The sequence below is a fragment of the Paenibacillus chartarius genome (assembly GCF_042432825.1).
GTDB classification, from domain to species: Bacteria; Bacillota; Bacilli; order Paenibacillales; family NBRC-103111; genus Gordoniibacillus; species Gordoniibacillus chartarius.
In genome coordinates this window covers 104,556-125,594 of record NZ_JBHLWN010000021.1, presented here as the reverse complement: position 1 = coordinate 125,594, position 21,039 = coordinate 104,556, and the positions used below count along the sequence as shown (strand labels likewise).

Genomic DNA, 21,039 nt, shown 5'->3' with positions numbered 1-21,039 from the left:
GTCATTAAGCCGGACCTGAGGGTTACCTGAGGGTCCGGCTTTTTCGCTGTCTCCGCCGGGGAATTTGTCCCGATTTCGGGATGCAGCCAGAAAATAAGCTGACGTGGGCGGGGAAATGGCGGACGAATAACTCCCCGCAGGCAGCCTGAATCAAATGTTGTCCCCGCGTCGCCCTTCCACCGTCGCCATCCCGGTCGGCTCGTACGGTTTCAAGATCTCCTCCAATTCGTAAATCCGATCCTGCTCGTCCAAACGAATCATCAGAATCACCTGACGATGAGCGGGAAGCATCCAGGTTCGCTTCTTCTTCTGATAAATCAAAATCTGGATGAGGATCCCTATTCCGCCGCCTAAAAGCAGTCCGAACAGTCCCCAAAGCACCGGTCCCAAGGTCAGCAGATTCCCGTAGATGACGCCTAGAAGCATGCCGATGGTGCCGAGTACGAGCCCGATATCGAACAGTGAGGCGGAATCCTCGGACACCATATCGGTTAACGTCGAAGAGCGGTGAAAAGGCTGCATCGGGATCGCCAGTACCTTCTCCTCGCCGTAGCCATATTTCTTCAGCTCGCTCATGGCAAGCTCCAAATTAAACGAATACTTGAAGCTGACGACAAGATGCATCGTTCATTCCCCGTTCTCATATTGGCATGTTGAATTGGTCGGTTTGCTGATGCTTCCGCTTCAGATGCTCGCCCAGCTCGGTTTCGTATATCCGGTTCACCGTTATGCTGGAGGCCAGCGCATCGTACAGAGCGAAGCAATAGAGCGATGGCAAAAACAAAATCCACTGCATATCGACGATCCGGGATACCTCGGCTACCCGTCCTGTCAACGTAAGAACGACGGCTATCGGAAAGTTCGAATAATAGCAGGCAGCCAGCCATAACGAAATGGAAAAAATACCGGTCATTAAGCTTTGCAGGTACAGCTGTCCCAGTCCGGGCATGAATAAGGTCAAGAAAATGGTGAGCCACTGCTTGACCGGCCGCAAGCCATGTATCCCGAGGGTTCCGATGTTCATCGGATTAATCGGGGCGTTGCTCCGAATGGCCGCCAGCGTTACCTTGTTCAAATCGATCGTCCGGGCATAAACGTCCCATATTGTGAACACATACACCGAAATGTACAGCAGCGCCCAATGCAGATTCAGTGTCGCCTTGGCTCCATCGAAATCGCCGACCATCGACATATAGATCGCCTGGTTGAGACTGGCGTGCATATTGGCGAAGAACTCCCACCCGACCAGGATGAAGCCCTGCAAATATTTGCCCAGCATGAGATGGCCGAAACCGGGCAGCGCCGCGGACCACCACATCTGAACGTAGGGATTGCGCATACGCAAAATCGTGGCGTTGAAGGTCGACATCTTGAGGCGCGGGTACCGCGGAGTATCTTTGGCGGTGATGTTGGACATGGCATCTCCTTTGCGGAGCTTGTGGCAGCCCCGGTTCGTTACCTTAAAAATGCAAACCTCACTTCTTAATTTCGCACATTGCCGCTACCCCTATATTGTTCCATAATAAGGCTACATCAACCATTTAGGGGGATAAAAAACCGATGAAACCGTTGAAAATCGTGCAATTCACCCTCGCCGGTCTGCTCTCGCTCAGCCTGGCAGCCTGCGGAAGCGCCGGAAGCTCCGGCAGCGGTGCGACGGCCAGCAATGGAAGCGCTAACCAAGCAACGCCGGCGGCAGGCGGAGACGCCGCTAAGACGGAGAAGAAAGACCAGCCGGTCACCATTACCTTCCAGAACATCTACGTCGATCCGGCTACGCCTTCGGCCAAGACGCTCAAGAAGATCGTCGCCGATTACCAGGCTGCACATCCGAACGTGAAGATCGAGCTCGACTCCCTGAACACCGACCAGCAGAAAATCAAGCTAAAGACGCAAGCCGCAGCCAAAGAGGTGCCGGACATTACGATCGTGAACCCGGCTGCTCAGATGAAGCCGTTCGTCGACGCAGGCCTCCTGGCGCCGCTGAACGACATGCTGGATCAAAACGGCCTAAAAGCCACGTTCCAGAAAGGAATTCTGGATTGGTATACGTTCAATAACAACGTGTACGCGCTGCCGGACGGCAACAACATCGCTGTCGTGTACTACAACAAGGAGCTGTTCGCGCAAGCGGGCGTCGAAGTGCCGAAGACGTATGAAGAGATGATCGATGTCGTCAAGAAGCTGAAGGAGAAGAAAATTCAGCCGATGGTTATCGGCGAGAAGGACTCCTGGACCGGTTCGTTCCTGTTCATGAACATTCTGCTCCGCACGAGCGGCCCGGGCTTCCTGAAGGATGTAAGCGAGAAGAAGAAGACGTTCAATGACCCGGCTTTCACGGATGCGGTCAGCAAGTTCCAGGATCTCGTCCAAGCCGGCGCGTTCCAGGAAGGCGCAACGTCGATGGACTACAACGCCGGCGAGAATTTGTTCAAGACCGGCAAGGCGGCCATGTACTTCATGGGCACCTGGGCGACCGGAGCGATCGACGATTCCTCGGTGAAGGGCAAGATCGGCGCATTCAAGTTCCCGACGGTAGGCGGCAAAGGCAATCCGGACGAATTCATGCTCGCGCCGGGCAGCGCGTTTGCAGTGTCCGCAAACAGCAAGCACCTGAAAGAAACGAAGGAATTCCTGAACTACTTCATGCTGAACTTCCCGAAAGAGCAGTTTAACAACAAAAATGCGGTCGGCCTCGCGCAAAACTTCGACGCCGATCTGAAGGCGGCAGGCTACTCCGATCTGGCCATCTCCGTATTCGAACTGTTCAAAGGCGTGAAGGGCGGAGATCTCTCCTTCGACAACACGATGAACCCGGGTACTTCGCAGGCGCACCTGACGAGCATTCAGAACATCTTCGTAAAGAAAGTCGATCCGAAAGACGTGGCCAAAGAACATCAAACGGCTTTTGAGGCCAACAATAAGTAAGTCTCGACCGTTCGATGGGGCGGGAGCCGCGAGGCTCCCCCTGCATCGAATTTTTTTCGCCAATACCTAGTGACGCGAAAGAGGTGAATGCTGTGAATGTGCTGAAAGTGCCTATGCGTACGATAGCGGTCTTCGTGCTGCCGTGCCTGCTGCTGTATATCGGACTTGTTTTCGTGCCGATTGCGTTCTCTGTGTACAATGCGATGTTCGAGTCCAACGGTATCGGGATGTCCACCTTCGTCGGGCTCGACAATTTCAAGACGATGTTCACAGCCGACCCGTTGTTTTGGCCTGCCGTAGAGCATTCTCTGGTGTTCGCGCTCGTGTCGATGCTGGAAATTCCGGTCGCGCTGTTCGTGGCGATTTTGCTCAGTAGGTACGTGCGGCGTCCGAATTTTCTCGTGTCGAGCTACTTCCTGCCGGTTATACTTTCCGTCGTCATCATCGGCCAGCTGTGGAAGACGATCTACAACCCCGCCTCCCTTGGGGGCATGCTGAACCAAATGCTGATCACGTTCGGCCTGGATGACTGGACCCGTTCGTGGCTGACCGAGCCGGAGATTGCGATGTTCGCTTTATATTTCGTCGCCATCTGGCAGTATCTCGGCTATCACGTACTCATCCAATTCACCGGCGTGCAGAACATTCCGCAGGACATCTACGAGGCGGCGCGTATCGACGGTGCGGACGGGTGGAAGGCGGACCGGTACATTACGCTGCCGCTCGTCGTGCCGATTTTCAAAATTTCGCTCGTCCTCGCCTTCATCGGCTCCCTGCAGTCGTTCGAGCTGATCTGGGTCATGACCGGCGGCGGCCCGGCGCATGCGACCGACGTGATCGCCTCGCATATGTACAGCATGTCGTTCCTGTCGCTGAAATACGGCTACGGCAGTGCGCTGGCAACCGTTCTTGTCGCCGTATGTCTGATTGCAACCGTCATTATTAACGAAGTGTTCCGCCGGATCGAGAACCGGCTGATGTGAGGAGGATGCCCGGATGACACGCAAATTCACGATATCGAAAAGTCTGGTGTGGCTTCTGCTGTCTGTGCTCCTCGTCACGCAGCTGTATCCGCTCGTCTGGCTCGTGACCTATTCGCTGAAGACGAACGAGGAGATTTTGTCCGGCAGCTTTTTCGCTTTGCCCAGCATCCCGCAGTGGGTCAACTATAAGGATGCTTATGCCGGCGGCGGCTTCATGACGTACCTCGGCAACAGCGTGCTGATCACGTCTATTACGATGGTGTGCGTCGTCGTGCTGGCCGCAATGTCGGCCTACGCGATTACGCGGTTCCGCTGGAAGTACGGGCAGCTCGTCATGCTGCTGTTCCTGCTCGGGATGATGATTCCGCTTCAGGCGACGCTGCTGCCCTTGATGCTGATCTTTAAAAATCTCGGGATCCTCAACACGCGTCTGTCGCTGATCCTGCCTTATGTGGCGTTCTCCGTACCGATTGCGGTGTTTATTCTCAGCGGATTTCTGAAGACGGTGCCGCATGAGATGGAGGAGTCGGCGGTGATGGACGGGGCGGGGACGTACCGGACGTTTTACTCGATTATTTTGCCGCTGCTTGTGCCGCCGATTATGACCGTATGCATTCTCACGTTCATTTCGATTTGGAACGAGTATATTCTCGCGGCCACGTTCATCTCCTCGCAGAAGCTGAAGACGCTGCCGTTCGGTATCAACAGCTTCGTCAGCCAGTACAATACGAACTACGGCGCGATCGGAGCGTTTCTGGTTATGGGGGCGGCGCCTGTCGTAGCGCTCTACTTCGTCTTGTCGCAGCGTATTACGAAGGGGATAGCCGCAGGAGCGGTCAAAGGTTGACGATTGTGATACGATAGGAATAAGTTGAAGCCCGCACGCCGGGCGAAAGGAGCCTGCATCATGATGCGCTTCGGTCTGCGTACGATCCGGACCCGGCTCTTTCTCTTATTCCTGTTTTCGATGCTGGGGATGCTGCTGATTGCCAGTTATTTGTATTATGACCGGACGACGACCCAGTTTCATGAGAAAATCGGGAGCATCGCCGAGAAGAATGCGTCCCAGACGGTGCAGCTGTTCGATTTGCTGCTGAAGGGCTACGACAGCATCACGAAATCGGTGATGAATAACTTCGATATCCAGAGGCTGCTGACCCGGCCTGCCTCGGACGCCGCGGTAAAAGCGATTAACGAACGGACGATTACGAATATTTTGGCGACGCTGTACTATTCGCGCGAAGACGTGGTCGGTCTGCACGTCATCTCGCCGGACGGTGCGGTGTACAGCTACGAAAACTACCTGGGCGCCATTGACGAGAACTACGGGAGGTCGGAGTGGTACGCCCGCTTGCGGCAATCGAACGGCGAGCTCGTTTGGCTCGGCGTCCACGACGGGTCGCTGATCGACCCGACGCAGAAGCGGCAGGTGTTCTCGTACGGACGGCAGCTGTACGACCTGCTTGAGCAGCGGACGATCGGCGTCGTGCTGATCGAGGTCGATGCGGCGGCGATCGTCGCCGGACTCGATAATATGCGGCTTGGCGAACACAGCGAGGTCGTCGTGGTTGACGCTGAGGGGCGGACTGTGGCTGTAGCGGGAGCCGCGGCCGGTGTTGATTCAGGGGCTCGTGCGGGAGCCGATACGAGAGCTGATACAGGCGTAGGTTCGGGTGCGAGTGGTGCCGAAGCTGATGGTGCATGGGCAAGTGCAGGGGCAAATGCAAGTGCAAGTGCAAGTGCAAGTGCAAGTGCAAGTGCAAGTGCAAGTGCAAGTGCAAGTGCAAGTGCAGGGGCAATTGCAGGTTCCGGTTCCGGCGCAATTGCAGGTACTGGAAGCGGTATGGGCTCCGACTCCGCAACGGCGAGCGGCGGGACTGTGCGGCCATCGGCTGCCGGGGAGTGGACGGACGGCAAGCGGCCGCAGCTGCGGGACGGGCAGGTTGTTGTCAGCCAGCGGCCGGACCAACTGGTCGTCGCCGCGAAGCCGGCGCTGGCCGATTGGACGATCGTCAGCATGACGCCGGATTCCGACCTCAATGTCGAGCTGGAGCAGACGAGACGTTTTCTGCTCATCGTCGCCTCGGTGCTCATTGTGCTCGCTACGGCGCTGGCCACCTTCATTTCTCGGACGATTTCCTGGCCGCTTAAGAGGCTCATCAGCGAGATGAAGAAGGTGGAGATGGGCAATTTCCGCGGGGAGCTCAAGGTGAAGTCCTACGAAGAGATCAATATTTTGGTTTCTTCTTTTAACCAGATGGTGCAGCGGATGGACGAGCTGATCGACCGCGTGCGGCTGTCGTCCATTTCGGAGAAGAATGCGCAGCTTCAAGCGCTGCAGTCGCAGGTGAATCCGCATTTTCTGTATAACACGCTGGACATGATTTATTGGATGCTGGACGAGAAGGAAAATGACAGACTTGGCAAGGTCGTGCTGTCTCTGTCACATTTGTTCCGCTACAGCTCGTCTTGGGAGGACAACGCCGATGCGATGCTGCGCGATGAGCTGACGCAGGTGAGGCACTACTTGACGATTATTGAGAATCGGCTGGAAGGGCGTTTTACGGCCGATATTGATGTTGAGGAGAAGTGGATGGACATCCGTCTGCCCAAGATGACGCTCCAGCCCATCATCGAGAATGCGGTGAAGCACGGTTTGGAGCCGCTGCGCCAGCGCAACGGCTTACTGCGCGTATATGCAAGAGGCGGCGTGCACGGGCTCGAAATCGTAGTGGAGGATAACGGCGTCGGGATGGAGGACGATGTGCTCCGGGGACTGGAGCAGTCGCTCGCCGGGGAAGCGCGGGGCGAGGCGGTCAAGGCGACGGCTGAGGCGGCGGCAGCGGGGGCCGAAACGGCGGATTTCCGGCAGCGGCGCGGCATCGGGCTGCATAACTTGCAGCTGCGGCTCGTTCATATGTTCGGCAGCTGCTACGGGATACGTGTAGAGAGCAGCGAAGGCGAAGGGACGACCGTAGTCGTGGAAGTGCCGCTGCAGGCCGGGGGCGAATGGCGGAACAGGGGGATTGGATGAGATGCATATCCTGATCGTGGACGACGAGAATGTGATCCGGCAGGGCGTGAAGCGGACGCTGCTGCAGACGGTAGCAGCCTGCTCCGTCCATTTGGCCGCATCGCCGGAGGAGGCGGTGCAGGTGCTGCGCACCGAGCCGATTGACGTCGTGCTGACGGACATCCTGATGCCCGGCATGACGGGGCTGGAGCTGATGAGCATATCCCGCAAGCGGCATCCGAACGTGAAATGGGTCGTCATTTCCGCCCATTCGGAATTCGCCTACGCGCAAGAAGCGGTCCGGCTCGGAGCGAGGGATTACCTGCTGAAGCCAATAGGCAAGGAGCGGCTCGTGGAGCTGGTGGAATCGCTGGCCGATGAGCTCAAGCGCGAGAACGCGCAGACGTCGGAAGCGAATTTGCTGCGGACGAATTTGAAATATTTGCGGGAAGCGGTCTTTCAGCGGTGGGCGAAAGGGCTCGATACCGGCACGATTGATTTAGGGACGTTCCTGCAGCAGCATCCTTCCTTCGACTTGGTCATGGTGCGGCTGGAGAGCGACCAGAAGGTGCAGCTGGAGCATTTTATTATCGAGAATGTGCTGTCCGAGCTGATCGACCAGTCCGGCCGCGGCTTCGTGACGAGTCTGGACAGCCATACGCTGCTCGGGCTGGTCACTTTGCGCGAAGGAGAAACCGCAGCCGGACTAAGCGACACGCTGCGGCGGCATCTGCTCCGGTACTTGAAGGTGCCGTTCCAAGTGCTGCTGTCAGAGCATATGACGGACGTGCAGAAGGTGCCGGACGAGGTCAGGCGGCTGGAGCGGGCTTCGGCGGGACGTGTATATGAATGTCAGGAGCGCAGCGGCGGGGACAGCGTCGTCGAAATCGCTTTGCAGTACATCCGCACCCGCTTCCACGAGGAGCTGTCGCTGGAGAAGGTGGCGTCGGTCGTCTTCCTGAATCCGGTCTATTTTAGCCAGCTGTTTAAGCAGAAGACCGGGCAAGGCTTCAAGGAGTACGTCATTCAGCTCCGGCTGGAGCGGGCGAAGCAGCTGCTGCTCGACCCGCGGCTGAAGCTGGCCGATATCGCGGAGCGGATCGGGTATGCGGATATGAAGCATTTTACCCAGGTGTTCCGGCGTAAGTATGGAGTCACACCGACGGAGTACCGGCTTCAGCAAGAACATACGAACGCGACCGGGCGGGGGCAGTGAGCTTGGGGAAGTAAGTGTTCGTGTGTGGTTAGGAAGACCGGGGGAACCCGAATGTGCTAGTGTGAACAGGGGACCCTGGGGAGAAGAAGCGTGCTTCCGTGGACAGGGAGAACTGCGGGAATTATAACGTGCTAGTGTGAATGAGTGACCAGGAGAATAAGAAGTCTACTAGCGTGGATCAGAAGAAACGTGCCGGGCGGGAAGCTTGAGCACGTTCTTTGCGTTGCGAGAGAGGCCGTTCGGGTCCGCATTGGATCGCAGTATCGTGCTTCTTCTCGTATAATTGCTTGCGTCTCGCTGAGAGCCTCTAGCGTGAATGAACAGCATAAATTGGAACGAAAGCGGCGGGGAGGGGAAGAATGGCCGCTAACGGACAACCGTTGCATCATTGGCATATAAGAGGTTCGTGGAAAAATCCGGCGAAAATTGTGACGAAAGCCGCAGTTTCCGGCAACAAAATTATGGTATAGTAGCAGGTAGCTTCCCGATAGAAGGAGATTATTTACCATGAACAAAAAAATTACTGCGCTCGTGCTGGCAGCCTCCTTGCTAATATCCACGCTCAGCCTCTCGGCACCAACGATACATAAAGCTTCCGCAACGGCGGCCGGGAAAGTGCTCAAGGCGGCCTCCACATCCAACTCGGATAAGGGAACGACTCTCGTACTAGCCGAAGACGGCACCGTATGGTCATGGGGGAATTCCGGACTGACGGGCAGCGAGACGGGTTATTATGCCTATCAGCTCCCACATCGCATTCATCTCGTCGATCAGGCCGGAGTCGAGCAGACGGGACGGGTGGCGGATATCGGAGTCGGCGACGAGCATTCCGTCATCTTGACGGAAGCGGGAACGGTGTGGACGTTCGGTGAAAATTTCAGCGGTATGCTCGGCGACGGCACGCGCACAAGACGGCCCACACCGGTACAGGTGAAGAATGCTGACGGCAGCGTTCTCAATGCAGTCTATGCGATCGCGGTCGGGAACAATCACACGCTCGCGCTGAAAACCGACGGAACGGTATGGGCATGGGGTGCAGGGGCGTTTGGACAGCTTGGCAACGGGGGGAACAGCGACAGCGACAAGCCGGTTCAGGTCATGCTGGACACCGATAAGCCTCTGAAGAATGTGAAGGAAATCGCCGCAGGACAAACGTTTTCGATGGCGCTGACGACCGATGGTAAGGTGTATACGTGGGGGTATAATTTTTTTGGTAAGCTCGGATTAGGGAATAACCAGTATCAATATACGTCAGCGAAGCCTGAGCAAATCGCCGGAACTGGAGAAGGCGGCCTCGTCGTCCGGCACATTTTCACAAACTCGGCGTCGGACAGCGCCTTCTATACAACCGTGTCGGATACGGTGTATGGCTGGGGCGGCAATACGAGCGGTCAGCTCGGTAACGGCGACTATGTCGATTATATGAGCGGAGAAGCGCCCGCATCGGCTCCGATAGAGATTGAAGCACTGAGGGGGCGCGGTGTCGTTCAGATCGTTTCGGGGCAGCAGCATTCTTTGGCGCTTACGGGAGACGGGAATGTTTGGGGTATGGGGAAAGACAGCCATGGCCAACTGCTGCATTTCACGTACCCATCGAACCCGTCGGTGAATGAGGTGTATACGCCGGTCGTGCTGGACTCCACGACGCTGGCGGGTGCGGCGTACATTGCCGCAGGAGCGTACAGCTCCTTTGTGGTCAACAGTTCGGGTACACTGTATGCGTTCGGGGACAACATTGACTCGCAGCTCGGACTGCCTCGACTGCCTATTCAGGATTCCAACAGTGACGGCAGAGACGATGTGAGCTGGGATTATATTCATGATGGCAATGGAGACGGTTTTAACGACCAATACCCTACGAAGGCGACAAGGCCGCTGCAGCCGCAGCCGTTGACGGATGGAGGCTTCACCGTTCGGGGCACGCTGAAAAATAAGGCCACCGGCCAGCCTTTGGCCCATATCCAAGTGGAACTGGTGCATGAAGAGTACGGTACGATGACAGCCGAGACGGATGCGCTGGGTGCATATACGTTCCATCACGTGCTTTCCGGCGACCATATCGTACGTGTAGGCTATGATTTCAGGAATTACTTCGACAGGACGACAGTGCTGGAGATTCCGGTTACGTCCGATTTCACGAATGCCGATTTGAATGTGGAGACGTTTTGGTCGCCGACATCGATGACATTCTCCGATGAGTCGCCGGAGAATGGAGTGATTAGCGGCAAGTTCAGTTGGAGCGGGCAGAGCGTACCGCTGTCTCGTGCAGTGTATAAAGTGTATTTCGCCGACAAGTCCGGTTCCCATGTTGGAGTTGTAGGAACTTCCGAGGAATATGCGCCTTTCCTGACCATCGGACCGATGCCGATACCCCCTGGCGCCACTCAATTCAAGCTTTATGTGTTTTCCAACGAAAGCTCGACAGCGATTTGTTCTGTCGAATGTGCGACCGGTGTGACGCTTCCGATTACGGACGCGGGAGGAACGGTGCTTGATCCGGCGGTACGCGGAATTGCGGAGCTCGATCTCGACCTCGATGCAGGCGAATACCGCGGAACGGTGGAACTGCTGCCGATTGAAGATCAGTCCGCCATCGTCAATATCCGGCTAGTTTGGGACGATGCACAAGGAACCGAGATCCAGGAATGGTCAAGGCAGGACAGCGGCAGCTACGTGGCGAACATTCCGGCCAATTCACCGCTGCCGGCGGGAACGGAACAGCTTGTGGTATACGCACTGGACTCTAATGGCGTTATTATTGGCAAGAGCAAGCTTGCTTTGCATGATTCCCGCAGGGAAGAAGAGGAGCTTTTCCGCAAGCGGCTGAAGGGGCATTTGTTCCCTGAGGCGGCTGGACGGTTGACGATGCAGACGTTAGCCGCCCGGATGGCGAAACTGCAAGATTGGGACGATAATGGAAGCATAGGTGCAGGAGATGCCCTGATGCTCTTGAAGATGATCGATCCATACCTTCTCGATTTAACCGATTGAGGTTTGAGCCTCGTTTTCCCATGTGGGAGGACGAGGTTTATTGTTGTTTGGGAGTTTTTGCGAAGCTCCGAAAGGAATGGGGTTATGCTGCGGAGGGTAACGCCGCTATTGGGGATTTTGTTCTGTTGAAACGTCTGTTTAGGTTTAGCGAGGCTCAATTCCGGCAATGCTGGTTGATAGATTGCTAGAATCGGTAACGAAGGAGCGGGCGGCATGCGGATGATGCGGAACGGTCAAGTTGGAGCGGCAGGCGGATCGGCGGAAAAGGGCGTGCGGATGATGCGAAACGGTCAAAATGGAGCGGCAAGCGGTTCGACAGAGCGGATTGCGCGAGAAAATGAGGCCGAGGCGCACAAGAGCCTATACGAGGGAATGCACACGGAGCGGAGCGGCCGGGGGGAAGCCGCGGAAGGAGCTGCTGCGCAGCGCCGCCGGACGGCGCCGCTGCTCGCCGCCGGGCTGCTTGCGGCGGGACTGTTGTTGTCCGGCTGGCTGCAGCCGGACGCGTGGACTGCGGCGCGGGTATCCGCCCAAGCCGCAGTAGGCGCCGCTGCGCCGGGTAACCCGGCGCAGGGCAGAGCCGATGCGGCCGCGGACACGGCCGCACTGCTCGCCGGCGCCCGCGAGGCGTTCGCGGGCGCGCCGGCGGTGACGCTGCGATACTGCAGCGTCGATCTCGGCCCGGCCGCTGCCGCGCGGCCGGCCGGCGAAGCCGCTGCGCAGCGCCTCGGGCTGCGCGCGGCGGCTGCGGCGCCGGATGGCGCCGCCTTCCGTGCCGAGGGCGAAGCTGCCCTCGGCATGGAGGATGCGCCCGCCGGTGCGGGGCGCGTCTCGCTCTTGCTCGCGGGCTCGGCGGACGGGGATTCCAGCTTCCTGATCGTGAAGCTGGAATCCCCCGCCGGGAGCCCGCTCGCGGCCGATGCGCTGCTGGAGTGGCAGCGCTCGGCAAGCCGAAGCCTCGCTGAGCTCGGCTTCGCCGGCGCCTGGAACGCGGCGCTGCAGGGAAGGCTCGCCGAGAGCGGCGAGCCGGACGCCGCGCTGGCCGCGATCGCCGGCTCGTTCCGCGCCAAGCCGCTCGAATCGTACCGGGACGGCGGCACCTACAGCGTCGCCTACGGCACAAAGCTGCTGCACCGTACCGTTCGCAGCGGCAGTCACGATATCGCTCTGCAAGCCGCACTTCACCAAAACACAACAAACGGAGAATGGCGCCTAACTTTGGGTACACCTTTGATCACTTCTGAATATTAATATATAGAACGATACCCGAGCATGGATGTGAAGCGCTTCCAATAGCCGTCTTGACACTTTTAACTGTAAACAATATAATAACAGTAAGGAAGGCGCCTTTGCAGAATCTTAATACTTTCAGGATTTGGGCGGATTTCCGTCTAGGGTCAATTTCACGTAAAGGGTGGGATTACGATGCGGAATTTTCACATTCCATTGAACGAAGGCGATTGGGTTTCGGGAAAGACGGCCAACGACGAGAAGTTTCGCGGTTTTGTGGAACGCATCGACCATGAAGCGGCTTACGCTGCCGTTCATGTATTGCAATCCGACCATACCGCCATCGTAGGCCGTACCGTCGACGCGCCATTCGTCGCCATTGAGCCGTTAGCGGCAGAGGGACCTCGTACGGAAACGGAGCTTCGCGCGATCATCGATATCGCACTGCAGACAAGGGACCGCGAGTGGTTCGACGAACTCGGTCGGCAGCTGGCGGAAGTCACGGAGGGCAGTCCCGGTACTCGCGGCTCTCGTCCCGAACGTGGCGGCAGCCCATTCCGTTCAAGAGTCAGCTGAATGGCCGGCAAACCATTCAACCATATATGGCCTCTTCGCTCACACAGGTCGGCTCGTCATGTATTCCTTTGACGGTGCCGAGGATGATAATCTGGGAGCGGGGAGGCCGTTTTTTGCCATAGCTGCAGGGTGAACGTAGAACGAGCGCTGATCCGCAAGCTCCTCCATTTGGTAACGCTTAGCCCGAAGCACTGTTCTAAGGCAGCGCAGAGCGAGCGCAAGGACCTGACCTGCAGCAGCTGCTGCAGCGGCCCAAGCTCGCGGAAGCGGGGCTCCTGCTTCAGGAAGCGGCGAATGATCCTCCAGCCAGCGGGGAATGAAGGCCAGCGGCTTGGCCAGCCCCGCCGCAGATTCGGACTTGACTTGATGTAAAAGGATATAACGATCCACGAATTTCATCGCTATCCTCTCTTATTATCCATCCTACGCGGCGGGAATGCTGTCCTATTCTTCTTGATGAGCCGTCTGCTTCGTTTATGGCGCCGACTCGCCTCAGCGACCCAAGACCGCCCGAAAAGGGCCGTCTTAAAGGCGCCACCCCGCAAAGCAATCCAAGTGGAAATAAGTACATTTAAAGCACCTAGCCCGCTGAGCAGAGGCGTAAGACATTCTCCCCAATATTTTAAATATACAGACAAACGCGGCTGGTACCGGCAAGCCTTCTCCCACAAATCCTGATCATATTCAAACCGCGCACTGATTCCAAGGATGAATTATCGAGTACATGGTTTGCAATCATCTCCCTCTATATTGTCAACCGTATCCAAGCACCAAGTCAAAAATCTTTAGCAAATTTTTATTTAATGCACATAATTGTATAAAGTTTGCATATACTCTGATATACGGGTACCCCAAAAGGAACAATTTGGATGAGATGGCGGGCCAACCTCTGACAGCATCAACGTGGTACAGTCAGCGGGCGATCATGTTGGCTTATCCGGCCCCGTAAGAGCGAAAAGCTCACCTTATCACCTAATCAGGAGGTTTAAACAATGCAACAAGGTACAGTCAAATGGTTTAATGCAGAAAAGGGTTATGGATTCATCACCCTGGACGACGGCGGGGATGTATTCGTACACTATAGCGGGATTGAGGGCACTGGGTTCAAATCGTTGGACGAAGGCCAGCGCGTCGAATTCGAAGTAACCGAAGGCTCCCGCGGGCCTCAGGCAACAAACGTGGTAAAACTGGGTTAAAATATTTTCCTATCAATAACTTTGTTTATTGAATAGACAAAGTTCCTCCCCGAATGATATGATGGGTATGTAAATCATTCGAGGGAGGAATTTCTGTGTCTTACTTTGACAATGTAGGCAAGATCGGTTACGAGGGTAAAGGCTCGCGCAATCCGCTGGCGTTCAAGCATTATAATCCGCAGGAAGTCGTAGCCGGGAAGACGATGGAGGAACATATGCGCTTCGCTGTCTCTTACTGGCATACATATACGGGTTCGGGCTCCGATCCGTTCGGCGCAGGTACGGCGATTCGCGGCTGGGACAAGTATACCGGACTGGATCTTGCCAAGGCACGGCTGGAGGCGCATTTCGAATTTATCGAGAAGATCGGCATTCCTTACTTCTGCTTCCATGACCGCGACATTGCGCCTGAAGGCGACACGCTTCAGGAAACGAACCGCAACCTCGATGTGATCGTTGGCATGATGAAGGATTATATGAAATCGAGCGGCGTGAAGCTGCTTTGGAATACATGCAATGCGTTCTCGCATCCACGTTATGTGCATGGCGCGGCAACGACCTGCAACGCGGATGTATTCGCTTACTTGGGCGCGCAGCTGAAGAAGAGCCTGGAAATCGGCAAAGAGCTCGGCGCCGAAAACTATGTGTTCTGGGGCGGCCGCGAAGGCTATGAGACGCTGCTTAACACGGACATGAAGCTGGAGCTCGACAATCTGGCGCGTCTGTTCCATATGGCGATCGACTACTCGAAGGAAATCGGCTTTGACGCCCAATTCCTGATCGAGCCGAAGCCGAAGGAGCCGACGAAGCATCAGTACGACTTCGATGCGGCGACGACGATTGCGTTCCTGCAGTCCTACGGATTGAAGGATCACTTCAAGCTGAACCTCGAGGCGAACCACGCAACGCTGGCAGGCCATACGTTCGAGCATGAGCTCCGCGTATCCCGTCTGCACGGTATGCTCGGCTCGCTGGACGCGAACCAGGGCGATCTGCTGCTCGGTTGGGATACCGACGAATTCCCGACCGACGTTTACGCGACGACCTTGACGATGTACGAAGTGCTGCAAAACGGCGGCCTCGGCCGCGGCGGCGTCAACTTCGACGCCAAGGTACGCCGCGCTTCGTTCGAGCCGGTTGACCTGTTCTACGCGCACGTAGCCGGCATGGACGCATACGCGAAGGGCCTCAAAGTGGCGGCAAAGCTGATCGAAGACCGCGTCTTCGAAGACGTGATCGCAAACCGCTACCGCTCTTTCCGCGAAGGCATCGGTGCCGACATCGTCAGCGGCAAGGCGACGCTGGCTTCGCTGGAAGCGTACGCGCTGCAGAACAAGCCGATCGTGAACGAGTCCGGCCGACAAGAGCAGCTCAAAGCGCTGTTGAACGAATACCTCTTCGGTTAAGAAAAGGCTCCTATTCGGAGCCCCTTCAACGAAACATCAAACGCCCGTCCTAACCGCTGAACATTGCGCGGCAAAGGCGGGCGCTTGCTTTTCACGCCTATGGGAATAAAGTCTAAAAACACGTCAAATAGCCATACTAGAACTCAGGAGGTGAGTACAGATGGCTAAAGACGTGCTTTGCGAAGTCAATTCCTGCAAGTATTGGGCGGCAGGAAACAAGTGCAATGCCAATTCGATCTATGTAGTCAGCCATAGAGGACAGCATGCGTCGAATTCCGAGGAAACGGATTGCAAGACATTTGAGCCGAAAATCTAAAGCTTGGAGGAGGCAGTGGCGACTGTCTCCTTTTTAATAGCTGCCCGGTGAGCGAGAGATATCACACTTGGCGGAAATAAAGGTTTCCGGAACCGTAATATTACTCGATACTGGATGTCTTTCAAGATTAGCGGATTTTGAGGGCGTTATTTTCGAACAATCAGGCAAAATCAAGCCCAATTTCATCGATTGACGTTAGATAGCGCCGCCAAAGTCCGCTATTTTTAAGAAAGGCTACCATAGCTGCGAAATAGAGCCCTCATAATCCGTTAAATCGGAGGCGGGTCAGTGTGGGACACAGCGTGTGCCGCGAAGTTAGAATGTTGTACTATGCAAAACGTGTTCTGCGGAGTCAGAGTGCAGCGCACCATATGCGCCGTGGCTCTCGCGTGGGAGTTGCTTATGCTGCGACCATGCTCTCACGGGGTTTACTAAAGTTAGATTATCTAGTTGCAGGACCTCATCTCAAGTGAGCCGCGCCCAACAAGCGACCGCCAGCAAGCCGCGCCCAAGAAGCAACCGCTAGCAAGCCGCGCCCAAGAAGCAACCGTCAGCAAGCTGCACCCAAAAAGCATCTGCCAACGAGCCGCCCCCAACAAGCAACCGCCTGCAAGCCGCCATCAACAAATTATCGCCAACTATCCGCCCAACAAACAAGCCACCTCCGGCGAGCCGCACCCAATAGCCACTGCCACAAGCGAGCCGCTCAGTAAGCATGTCCAAACGTTCCAGCTCAAGCAACCATATGCCGTGCCAGCAATTCGACGCGACTTAAAACTCGGTAACCATCACACCCCATGAACCATAAACCATCCCGAGCGTCCAACCCGGCAACCGCGCCGAGCGCCTTTCCGGGCACCAGTCCGGCAACCCATCCCATTGTCCGTAAGGATCTTGCCAATTGGCAGACAGAAAGCGGAAAGCCGGACGAACCGGAGCGAATCGGACGCCACCTCGAAGGGCTGCGCAGCGGCATCGCTCTCTACAACAAGTATACCCATGAATGATAATGATTATCACTCGCTTCAGTATAATTTTGTTGTTTGAATTAATCGTTTTCTCGGATGTCCGTTCAACCGGCTATGCCTTAGTCCGTCCGGCCACGTCCAATCTGCCCTTGCCATGCGGTACGCACAGAGGCGTTCCGAAGATCGGGTCGGGAATAATGCTGCAAGACAGGTCGAACACCGCTTCGATCATGGAGGCCGTTACGATATCCTCAGGCTTCCCTTCGGCATAGACGCGCTGATCCTTGATCGCCACGATGTGATGAGCATAGCGGCAAGCCAAATTAATGTCGTGGAGCACCATTACGATCGTCCGGTTTTCCTCGGTATTCAGCTTATAGAGCAGGTCAAGAACCTCGATTTGATGCGTCAAATCCAGATAGGTTGTCGGTTCGTCAAGCAAAATAATATCGGTGCCTTGAGCCAGCGTCATGGCGATCCAGGCGCGCTGGCGCTGTCCGCCGGATAACGAATCGACGGTACGCTCGGCCAGCTCGGTCAGGTTCGTCGCCTCGAGCGCCTCCCGCACGGACTTCTCGTCTTCGCGGGACCACTGCTGGAGCCAGCTCTGGTAAGGGTACCTTCCTTGCTTGACGAGCTGCAGCACGGTCAAGCCTTCCGGCGCCGTCGGACCTTGCGGCAGGATGGCCAGCTGTTTGGCGACTTCCTTGGTGCGCAGCTTGGCGATATCGCTGCCGTCCAGCAGCACCGAGCCTTGCTGAGGCTTCAGGAGCCGGGCCATAGAACGCAGCAGCGTCGACTTGCCGCAGCCGTTGCTGCCGATAAACACCGTGATTTTCCCCTTCGGGATGACCAGGTTCAAGTCGCGAAAAATATAGTTTCCACCGTAAGACAACGCGAGCTCCTTGGCTTCCAAAGCGGTCACGGCGATCCACACTCCTTATAGTTGAATTCGGTGCTACGCTTGGCGCTGCCGGTACAGCAAATAGATGAAGAACGGCGCGCCTACGGCAGCGGTGAAAATACCCGCGGGAAGATCGAGCGGCGACAGCACGGTACGTGCGATCAGATCGGCCAGAACGAGAATGAGCGAGCCGATCAGTGCGCTTACCGGAAGCACGCCGCCGAAGGCCGGTCCTACAAGCTTGCGGGCGATGTGAGGCGCGATCAAACCGATAAACGAGATAGCGCCGCCTACGGATACGGCCGCTCCAGCGAGCGCGATGCTCAGCAGAATCAGAATCAGCCGCTGCACCTGCACTCTGCCGCCCACGCTGGCCGTCACTTCGTCGCCAAGCTGCTGCACGTTGATGTTACGGGCTTGAATGTAGGTAAGAGGCAGCAGTACGAGCACCCATGGCAGCAAAATCGCCACATCTTTATCCCACGAGGTGCCGTAGATGCTGCCGGTCATAAACGTGAGCGATTTGGCTCCAATGAAAAAGTTCGGCGTCGAGATCATCAGCATATAGGAAAACGATTTGAATACGGCACTCATCCCGATGCCGATCAAGACGAGTCTGAGAGGCGATACCCCGTGCTTCCAAGCCAACATATAAATGAGCGCCGTTCCCGCGAACGCTCCGATAATCGTAAAGAAGGGCAGCATGTGGATCGAGACCGCTTCGGACAGGAAAAAGAAAAAGCAGACGGCGCCAAGCGAAGCGCCTTCCGTAATCCCGATAATATCCGGCGAAGCGAGCGGATTGCGGATCATGCCCTGCAGAATCGCTCCGGCCGATGCAAGCGATGCGCCGACCAGCACGCCGATCAGAATACGCGGCAGCCGCAGGTTCAACACGATCATCTCAACGGAAGGATCGCCGAAGCCGAGCAGCACCTTCAAGACTTCGATGGGGGGTATGCGCATCGTTCCTATCCCGGCGCTGATGACCACGGCGACGAAACAAACAAGCAACAGCACTAGCGTTATCAGCAGCGTTCTCTTCGCCATGAGGACGGAGACGCCCTTGCCGCGCAGCGGAATGTATTTGCTCATGTTAGACCCGCGCTCCTTTCCTGGCGATGTACACGAAGAAAGGCACACCGATAATGGCGGTCATAACGCCGACGGGGACTTCGGCCGGCATCGCGATATACCGGGAGCCGAGATCGGCGCTGACCAGCAGAATGGCACCGAGCAGCGCGGAATAAGGAACGATCCAGCGATAATCGTTGCCGATCAAATAACGGACGATATGCGGAATGATAATACCGACGAACGCAATCGGCCCGGCAACGGCGACGGAGGCTCCAGCCAGCAAAATGATACTGACAGCCGCAGCCACTTTCACAAGAACGGTGCGCTGTCCCAGACCGGCGGCGACGTCTTCGCCCATTGCGAGCACATTGATATGTCTGGACAGAATCAGACACAGGACGAACCCTATGATCATGTAAGGATATACGGCATGCAGCATGGCAACGTCCCTGCCGGCGACCGAGCCGACCAGCCAAATCAGCACTTGATCGAACATTTTGCCGTCGGCGAGGAGCAGGCCCTGAGTCATGGAATGGAAGAAGGCGGTTACGGCCGACCCCGCCAATGTGATTTTGACAGGAGTCATACCGTCCCGGCCCATAGATCCCATGATGTATACGATGGCCGAGCTGACCGTGGAGCCGAGGAAGGCGATCCAAGTGAATTCCTGAAAGCCGCCCGCATGGAATAAAGACGTTGCGACGACGATGAAGAAGGCCGCTCCGGAATTGACGCCGAAGAGGCTGGGCGACGCGAGCGGGTTGCGGGTAATCGCCTGCATAACCGCGCCGGCAACGGCAAGACTGGCGCCTACGGCGGCGGCAATCAGCGCCCGCGGAACCCGGGTCGTCTGAATAATCAAGTGCTCCTTGGAGCCGTTAAAGCTCGTATACGAATCGATTACCGTCTGAAGCGGGATATCCGTACTTCCGAAAATAATGCTGCAGCACATGGCGACGGCCAGCACAATTAATGAAAGGAAAATTCCGGCGTATTTCATAAGCTCCTACTTTCACAAGCGTTTTCGGCAATAAACTGATAAAACAAATTGTACAAGGGACCGTTTGCTAAAGTCAACGATTTTGAAAATCATTATCATATTATTGAGAACAGTTTTCATAAAATGATTGACAAGGGCGGGGTGCTTTTGTATATTTGAATCCATAATGATAATCAATCTCACTTGGGGGACAAGGATGACAATGGGAAGAATGCTGCAACTAGGTAAAAGGCTCGGAGTTTGGACTTCTATATTGTTCATATTTGCTTTGGTGTTGTCGGCTTGCGGACAGCAGCCGGCGGCAGAAAACAAAGAAGCGGCCGGTTCGGCGAATGCGGCGGCGCCGGCGGCGGAGCAAGTAAGAAAAGTAAAGCATAGCATGGGCGAAACCGAGATCAAGGGTACGCCGAAGCGCGTCGTTATTTTGACGAATGAAGGTACGGAAGCGCTGCTTGCGCTCGGCGTGAAGCCGGTCGGCGCGGTGAAGGCGTTCACGGGTAACCCTTGGTATGAGCATACGAAGGCACAGCTGGAAGGCGTGACCGTCGTCGGCGACGAGTCGCAGCCTAACATCGAGCAAATCGCAGCGCTGAAGCCGGACCTGATCATCGGCAACAAGATGCGCCAGGAGAAAGTGTATGAGCAGCTGAAGGCGATCGCCCCTACGGTATTCTCCGACGTGCTTCGCGGCGAGTGGAAAAACAACTTCCAGCTGTACGCGGAAGCACTCAATAAGAAAGCCGAAGGCGATAAAATTATTGCGGACTTCGACAAACGCATCGAAGAGTTCAAGAAGCAGGCCGGCGACAAGCTGAACAAGAAAGTATCGGTTGCCCGCTTCATGGCCGGCAAGACGCGCATTTATAATACGGATACGTTTACCGGCGTTATTTTCAAGCAGATCGGCATTGCCCGCCCGGATACGGTACTGAACGCAAAGAATTCGTTTGCCGACGAGATTACGAAGGAAAGACTGCCTGAGCTGGACACGGATATCTTGTTCTACTTCACTTATGAAACGGGCGACGGCGCTGCCAACAAGACGGAACAGGAATGGCTGAACGATCCGCTCTGGAAAAATATGAACGTTGTAAAAAGCGGCAATGCGCATAAGGTGAGCGACGTAATCTGGAATACGTCGGGCGGCGTCATCGCAGCGAACCAGATGCTGACCGAGCTGGCCAAATTCTACGATGTGAAGCTGTAATAGTGCTTTCAACCTGTTCGGAGCTAAT

At 56.1% G+C, this 21,039-nt stretch carries 19 protein-coding genes; 13 read left to right on the top strand and 6 right to left on the bottom strand.

The window, feature by feature from the left end; all coding sequences use genetic code 11:
- Nucleotides 1–150 precede the first annotated feature (150 nt).
- Both ACFFK0_RS04425 and ACFFK0_RS04420 read right to left on the bottom strand, forming a co-directional pair.
- A complete protein-coding gene (locus ACFFK0_RS04425; protein WP_377468690.1) occupies nucleotides 151–624 on the bottom strand; it encodes a hypothetical protein in 474 nt (157 codons plus the stop codon).
- A 16-nt stretch (nucleotides 625–640) separates the two neighbouring features.
- Nucleotides 641–1,417 carry a hypothetical protein gene (locus ACFFK0_RS04420; protein ID WP_377468689.1) on the bottom strand — a complete coding sequence of 259 codons (777 nt, stop codon included), beginning with the start codon at nucleotides 1,415–1,417 and terminating at the stop codon, nucleotides 641–643.
- 143 nt (nucleotides 1,418–1,560) lie between these two features.
- On the opposite strand from ACFFK0_RS04420, the gene ACFFK0_RS04415 reads away from it, so the two are divergent.
- From ACFFK0_RS04415 to ACFFK0_RS04380, 8 genes are all read left to right on the top strand, one after another.
- Nucleotides 1,561–2,928, top strand: coding sequence for an extracellular solute-binding protein (locus ACFFK0_RS04415; protein WP_377468688.1), 1,368 nt, complete (start codon nucleotides 1,561–1,563; stop codon nucleotides 2,926–2,928).
- Nucleotides 2,929–3,020: 92 nt separating this feature from the next.
- A complete protein-coding gene (locus ACFFK0_RS04410) occupies nucleotides 3,021–3,911 on the top strand; it encodes a carbohydrate ABC transporter permease (RefSeq protein WP_377468687.1) in 891 nt (296 codons plus the stop codon).
- A gap of 13 nt (nucleotides 3,912–3,924) precedes the next feature.
- A complete protein-coding gene (locus ACFFK0_RS04405) occupies nucleotides 3,925–4,758 on the top strand; it encodes a carbohydrate ABC transporter permease (RefSeq protein WP_377468686.1) in 834 nt (277 codons plus the stop codon).
- Between the two features lie 63 nt (nucleotides 4,759–4,821).
- Nucleotides 4,822–6,945: a cache domain-containing sensor histidine kinase gene (locus tag ACFFK0_RS04400; protein ID WP_446686269.1), complete on the top strand. Its 2,124-nt coding sequence runs from the start codon at nucleotides 4,822–4,824 to the stop codon at nucleotides 6,943–6,945.
- Between the two features lies 1 nt (nucleotide 6,946).
- The gene (locus ACFFK0_RS04395) at nucleotides 6,947–8,140 is read left to right on the top strand and encodes a response regulator (RefSeq protein ID WP_377468684.1); all 1,194 of its coding nucleotides are present in this window, start codon (nucleotides 6,947–6,949) and stop codon (nucleotides 8,138–8,140) included.
- Between the two features lie 507 nt (nucleotides 8,141–8,647).
- Nucleotides 8,648–11,131, top strand: coding sequence for an RCC1 domain-containing protein (locus tag ACFFK0_RS04390; RefSeq protein ID WP_377468683.1), 2,484 nt, complete (start codon nucleotides 8,648–8,650; stop codon nucleotides 11,129–11,131).
- Between the two features lie 213 nt (nucleotides 11,132–11,344).
- The gene (locus tag ACFFK0_RS04385) at nucleotides 11,345–12,382 is read left to right on the top strand and encodes a YwmB family TATA-box binding protein (RefSeq protein WP_377468682.1); all 1,038 of its coding nucleotides are present in this window, start codon (nucleotides 11,345–11,347) and stop codon (nucleotides 12,380–12,382) included.
- 174 nt (nucleotides 12,383–12,556) lie between these two features.
- Nucleotides 12,557–12,937 carry a hypothetical protein gene (locus ACFFK0_RS04380; RefSeq protein ID WP_377468681.1) on the top strand — a complete coding sequence of 127 codons (381 nt, stop codon included), beginning with the start codon at nucleotides 12,557–12,559 and terminating at the stop codon, nucleotides 12,935–12,937.
- A gap of 39 nt (nucleotides 12,938–12,976) precedes the next feature.
- Here ACFFK0_RS04380 and ACFFK0_RS04375 read toward each other — a convergent pair whose 3' ends face one another.
- Nucleotides 12,977–13,336 (bottom strand): hypothetical protein, encoded by a 360-nt coding sequence (locus tag ACFFK0_RS04375; RefSeq protein ID WP_377468680.1) that lies wholly within the window; start codon nucleotides 13,334–13,336, stop codon nucleotides 12,977–12,979.
- A 593-nt stretch (nucleotides 13,337–13,929) separates the two neighbouring features.
- Between ACFFK0_RS04375 and ACFFK0_RS04370 the strand changes: the two genes are divergently transcribed.
- From ACFFK0_RS04370 to ACFFK0_RS04355, 4 genes are all read left to right on the top strand, one after another.
- Nucleotides 13,930–14,133, top strand: coding sequence for a cold-shock protein (locus tag ACFFK0_RS04370; RefSeq protein WP_377468679.1), 204 nt, complete (start codon nucleotides 13,930–13,932; stop codon nucleotides 14,131–14,133).
- A 95-nt stretch (nucleotides 14,134–14,228) separates the two neighbouring features.
- On the top strand, nucleotides 14,229–15,539 hold the full coding sequence (gene xylA / locus ACFFK0_RS04365; protein ID WP_377468678.1) for a xylose isomerase: 1,311 nt from the start codon (nucleotides 14,229–14,231) through the stop codon (nucleotides 15,537–15,539).
- A gap of 160 nt (nucleotides 15,540–15,699) precedes the next feature.
- Nucleotides 15,700–15,855, top strand: a complete 156-nt coding sequence (locus tag ACFFK0_RS04360; protein ID WP_377468677.1) for a DUF1540 domain-containing protein — start codon at nucleotides 15,700–15,702, stop codon at nucleotides 15,853–15,855.
- Nucleotides 15,856–16,652: 797 nt separating this feature from the next.
- Nucleotides 16,653–16,862, top strand: coding sequence for a hypothetical protein (locus tag ACFFK0_RS04355; RefSeq protein WP_377468675.1), 210 nt, complete (start codon nucleotides 16,653–16,655; stop codon nucleotides 16,860–16,862).
- 73 nt (nucleotides 16,863–16,935) lie between these two features.
- Here the strand turns inward: ACFFK0_RS04355 and ACFFK0_RS04350 are convergent, their stop codons facing one another.
- From ACFFK0_RS04350 to ACFFK0_RS04340, 3 genes are read right to left on the bottom strand one after another with little or no spacing between them, the layout of a single operon-like run.
- Entirely contained in the window at nucleotides 16,936–17,748 is an 813-nt protein-coding gene (locus ACFFK0_RS04350) for an ABC transporter ATP-binding protein (RefSeq protein WP_377468674.1), read from the bottom strand.
- Nucleotides 17,749–17,781: 33 nt separating this feature from the next.
- Entirely contained in the window at nucleotides 17,782–18,822 is a 1,041-nt protein-coding gene (locus tag ACFFK0_RS04345; protein ID WP_377468673.1) for a FecCD family ABC transporter permease, read from the bottom strand.
- Between the two features lies 1 nt (nucleotide 18,823).
- Nucleotides 18,824–19,804, bottom strand: a complete 981-nt coding sequence (locus tag ACFFK0_RS04340) for a FecCD family ABC transporter permease (RefSeq protein ID WP_377468672.1) — start codon at nucleotides 19,802–19,804, stop codon at nucleotides 18,824–18,826.
- Nucleotides 19,805–20,006: 202 nt separating this feature from the next.
- Between ACFFK0_RS04340 and ACFFK0_RS04335 the strand changes: the two genes are divergently transcribed.
- Nucleotides 20,007–21,011: an ABC transporter substrate-binding protein gene (locus tag ACFFK0_RS04335; RefSeq protein ID WP_377468703.1), complete on the top strand. Its 1,005-nt coding sequence runs from the start codon at nucleotides 20,007–20,009 to the stop codon at nucleotides 21,009–21,011.
- Nucleotides 21,012–21,039 lie beyond the last annotated feature (28 nt).

Excerpts from the sequence above, each read along its gene's own strand:
- ACFFK0_RS04425 (WP_377468690.1), bottom strand. The coding sequence starts at position 624 with ATGCATCTTGTCGTCAGCTTCAAGTATTCGTTTAATTTGGAGCTTGCC.
- ACFFK0_RS04420 (WP_377468689.1), bottom strand. The coding sequence starts at position 1,417 with ATGTCCAACATCACCGCCAAAGATACTCCGCGGTACCCGCGCCTCAAG.
- ACFFK0_RS04415 (WP_377468688.1), top strand. The coding sequence starts at position 1,561 with ATGAAACCGTTGAAAATCGTGCAATTCACCCTCGCCGGTCTGCTCTCG.
- ACFFK0_RS04405 (WP_377468686.1), top strand. The coding sequence starts at position 3,925 with ATGACACGCAAATTCACGATATCGAAAAGTCTGGTGTGGCTTCTGCTG.
- ACFFK0_RS04400 (WP_446686269.1), top strand. The coding sequence starts at position 4,822 with ATGCGCTTCGGTCTGCGTACGATCCGGACCCGGCTCTTTCTCTTATTC.
- ACFFK0_RS04395 (WP_377468684.1), top strand. The coding sequence starts at position 6,947 with ATGCATATCCTGATCGTGGACGACGAGAATGTGATCCGGCAGGGCGTG.
- ACFFK0_RS04390 (WP_377468683.1), top strand. The coding sequence starts at position 8,648 with ATGAACAAAAAAATTACTGCGCTCGTGCTGGCAGCCTCCTTGCTAATA.
- ACFFK0_RS04385 (WP_377468682.1), top strand. The coding sequence starts at position 11,345 with ATGCGGATGATGCGGAACGGTCAAGTTGGAGCGGCAGGCGGATCGGCG.
- ACFFK0_RS04380 (WP_377468681.1), top strand. The coding sequence starts at position 12,557 with ATGCGGAATTTTCACATTCCATTGAACGAAGGCGATTGGGTTTCGGGA.
- ACFFK0_RS04375 (WP_377468680.1), bottom strand. The coding sequence starts at position 13,336 with ATGAAATTCGTGGATCGTTATATCCTTTTACATCAAGTCAAGTCCGAA.
- ACFFK0_RS04370 (WP_377468679.1), top strand. The coding sequence starts at position 13,930 with ATGCAACAAGGTACAGTCAAATGGTTTAATGCAGAAAAGGGTTATGGA.
- ACFFK0_RS04360 (WP_377468677.1), top strand. The coding sequence starts at position 15,700 with ATGGCTAAAGACGTGCTTTGCGAAGTCAATTCCTGCAAGTATTGGGCG.
- ACFFK0_RS04355 (WP_377468675.1), top strand. The coding sequence starts at position 16,653 with ATGAACCATAAACCATCCCGAGCGTCCAACCCGGCAACCGCGCCGAGC.
- ACFFK0_RS04345 (WP_377468673.1), bottom strand. The coding sequence starts at position 18,822 with ATGAGCAAATACATTCCGCTGCGCGGCAAGGGCGTCTCCGTCCTCATG.
- ACFFK0_RS04340 (WP_377468672.1), bottom strand. The coding sequence starts at position 19,804 with ATGAAATACGCCGGAATTTTCCTTTCATTAATTGTGCTGGCCGTCGCC.
- ACFFK0_RS04335 (WP_377468703.1), top strand. The coding sequence starts at position 20,007 with ATGGGAAGAATGCTGCAACTAGGTAAAAGGCTCGGAGTTTGGACTTCT.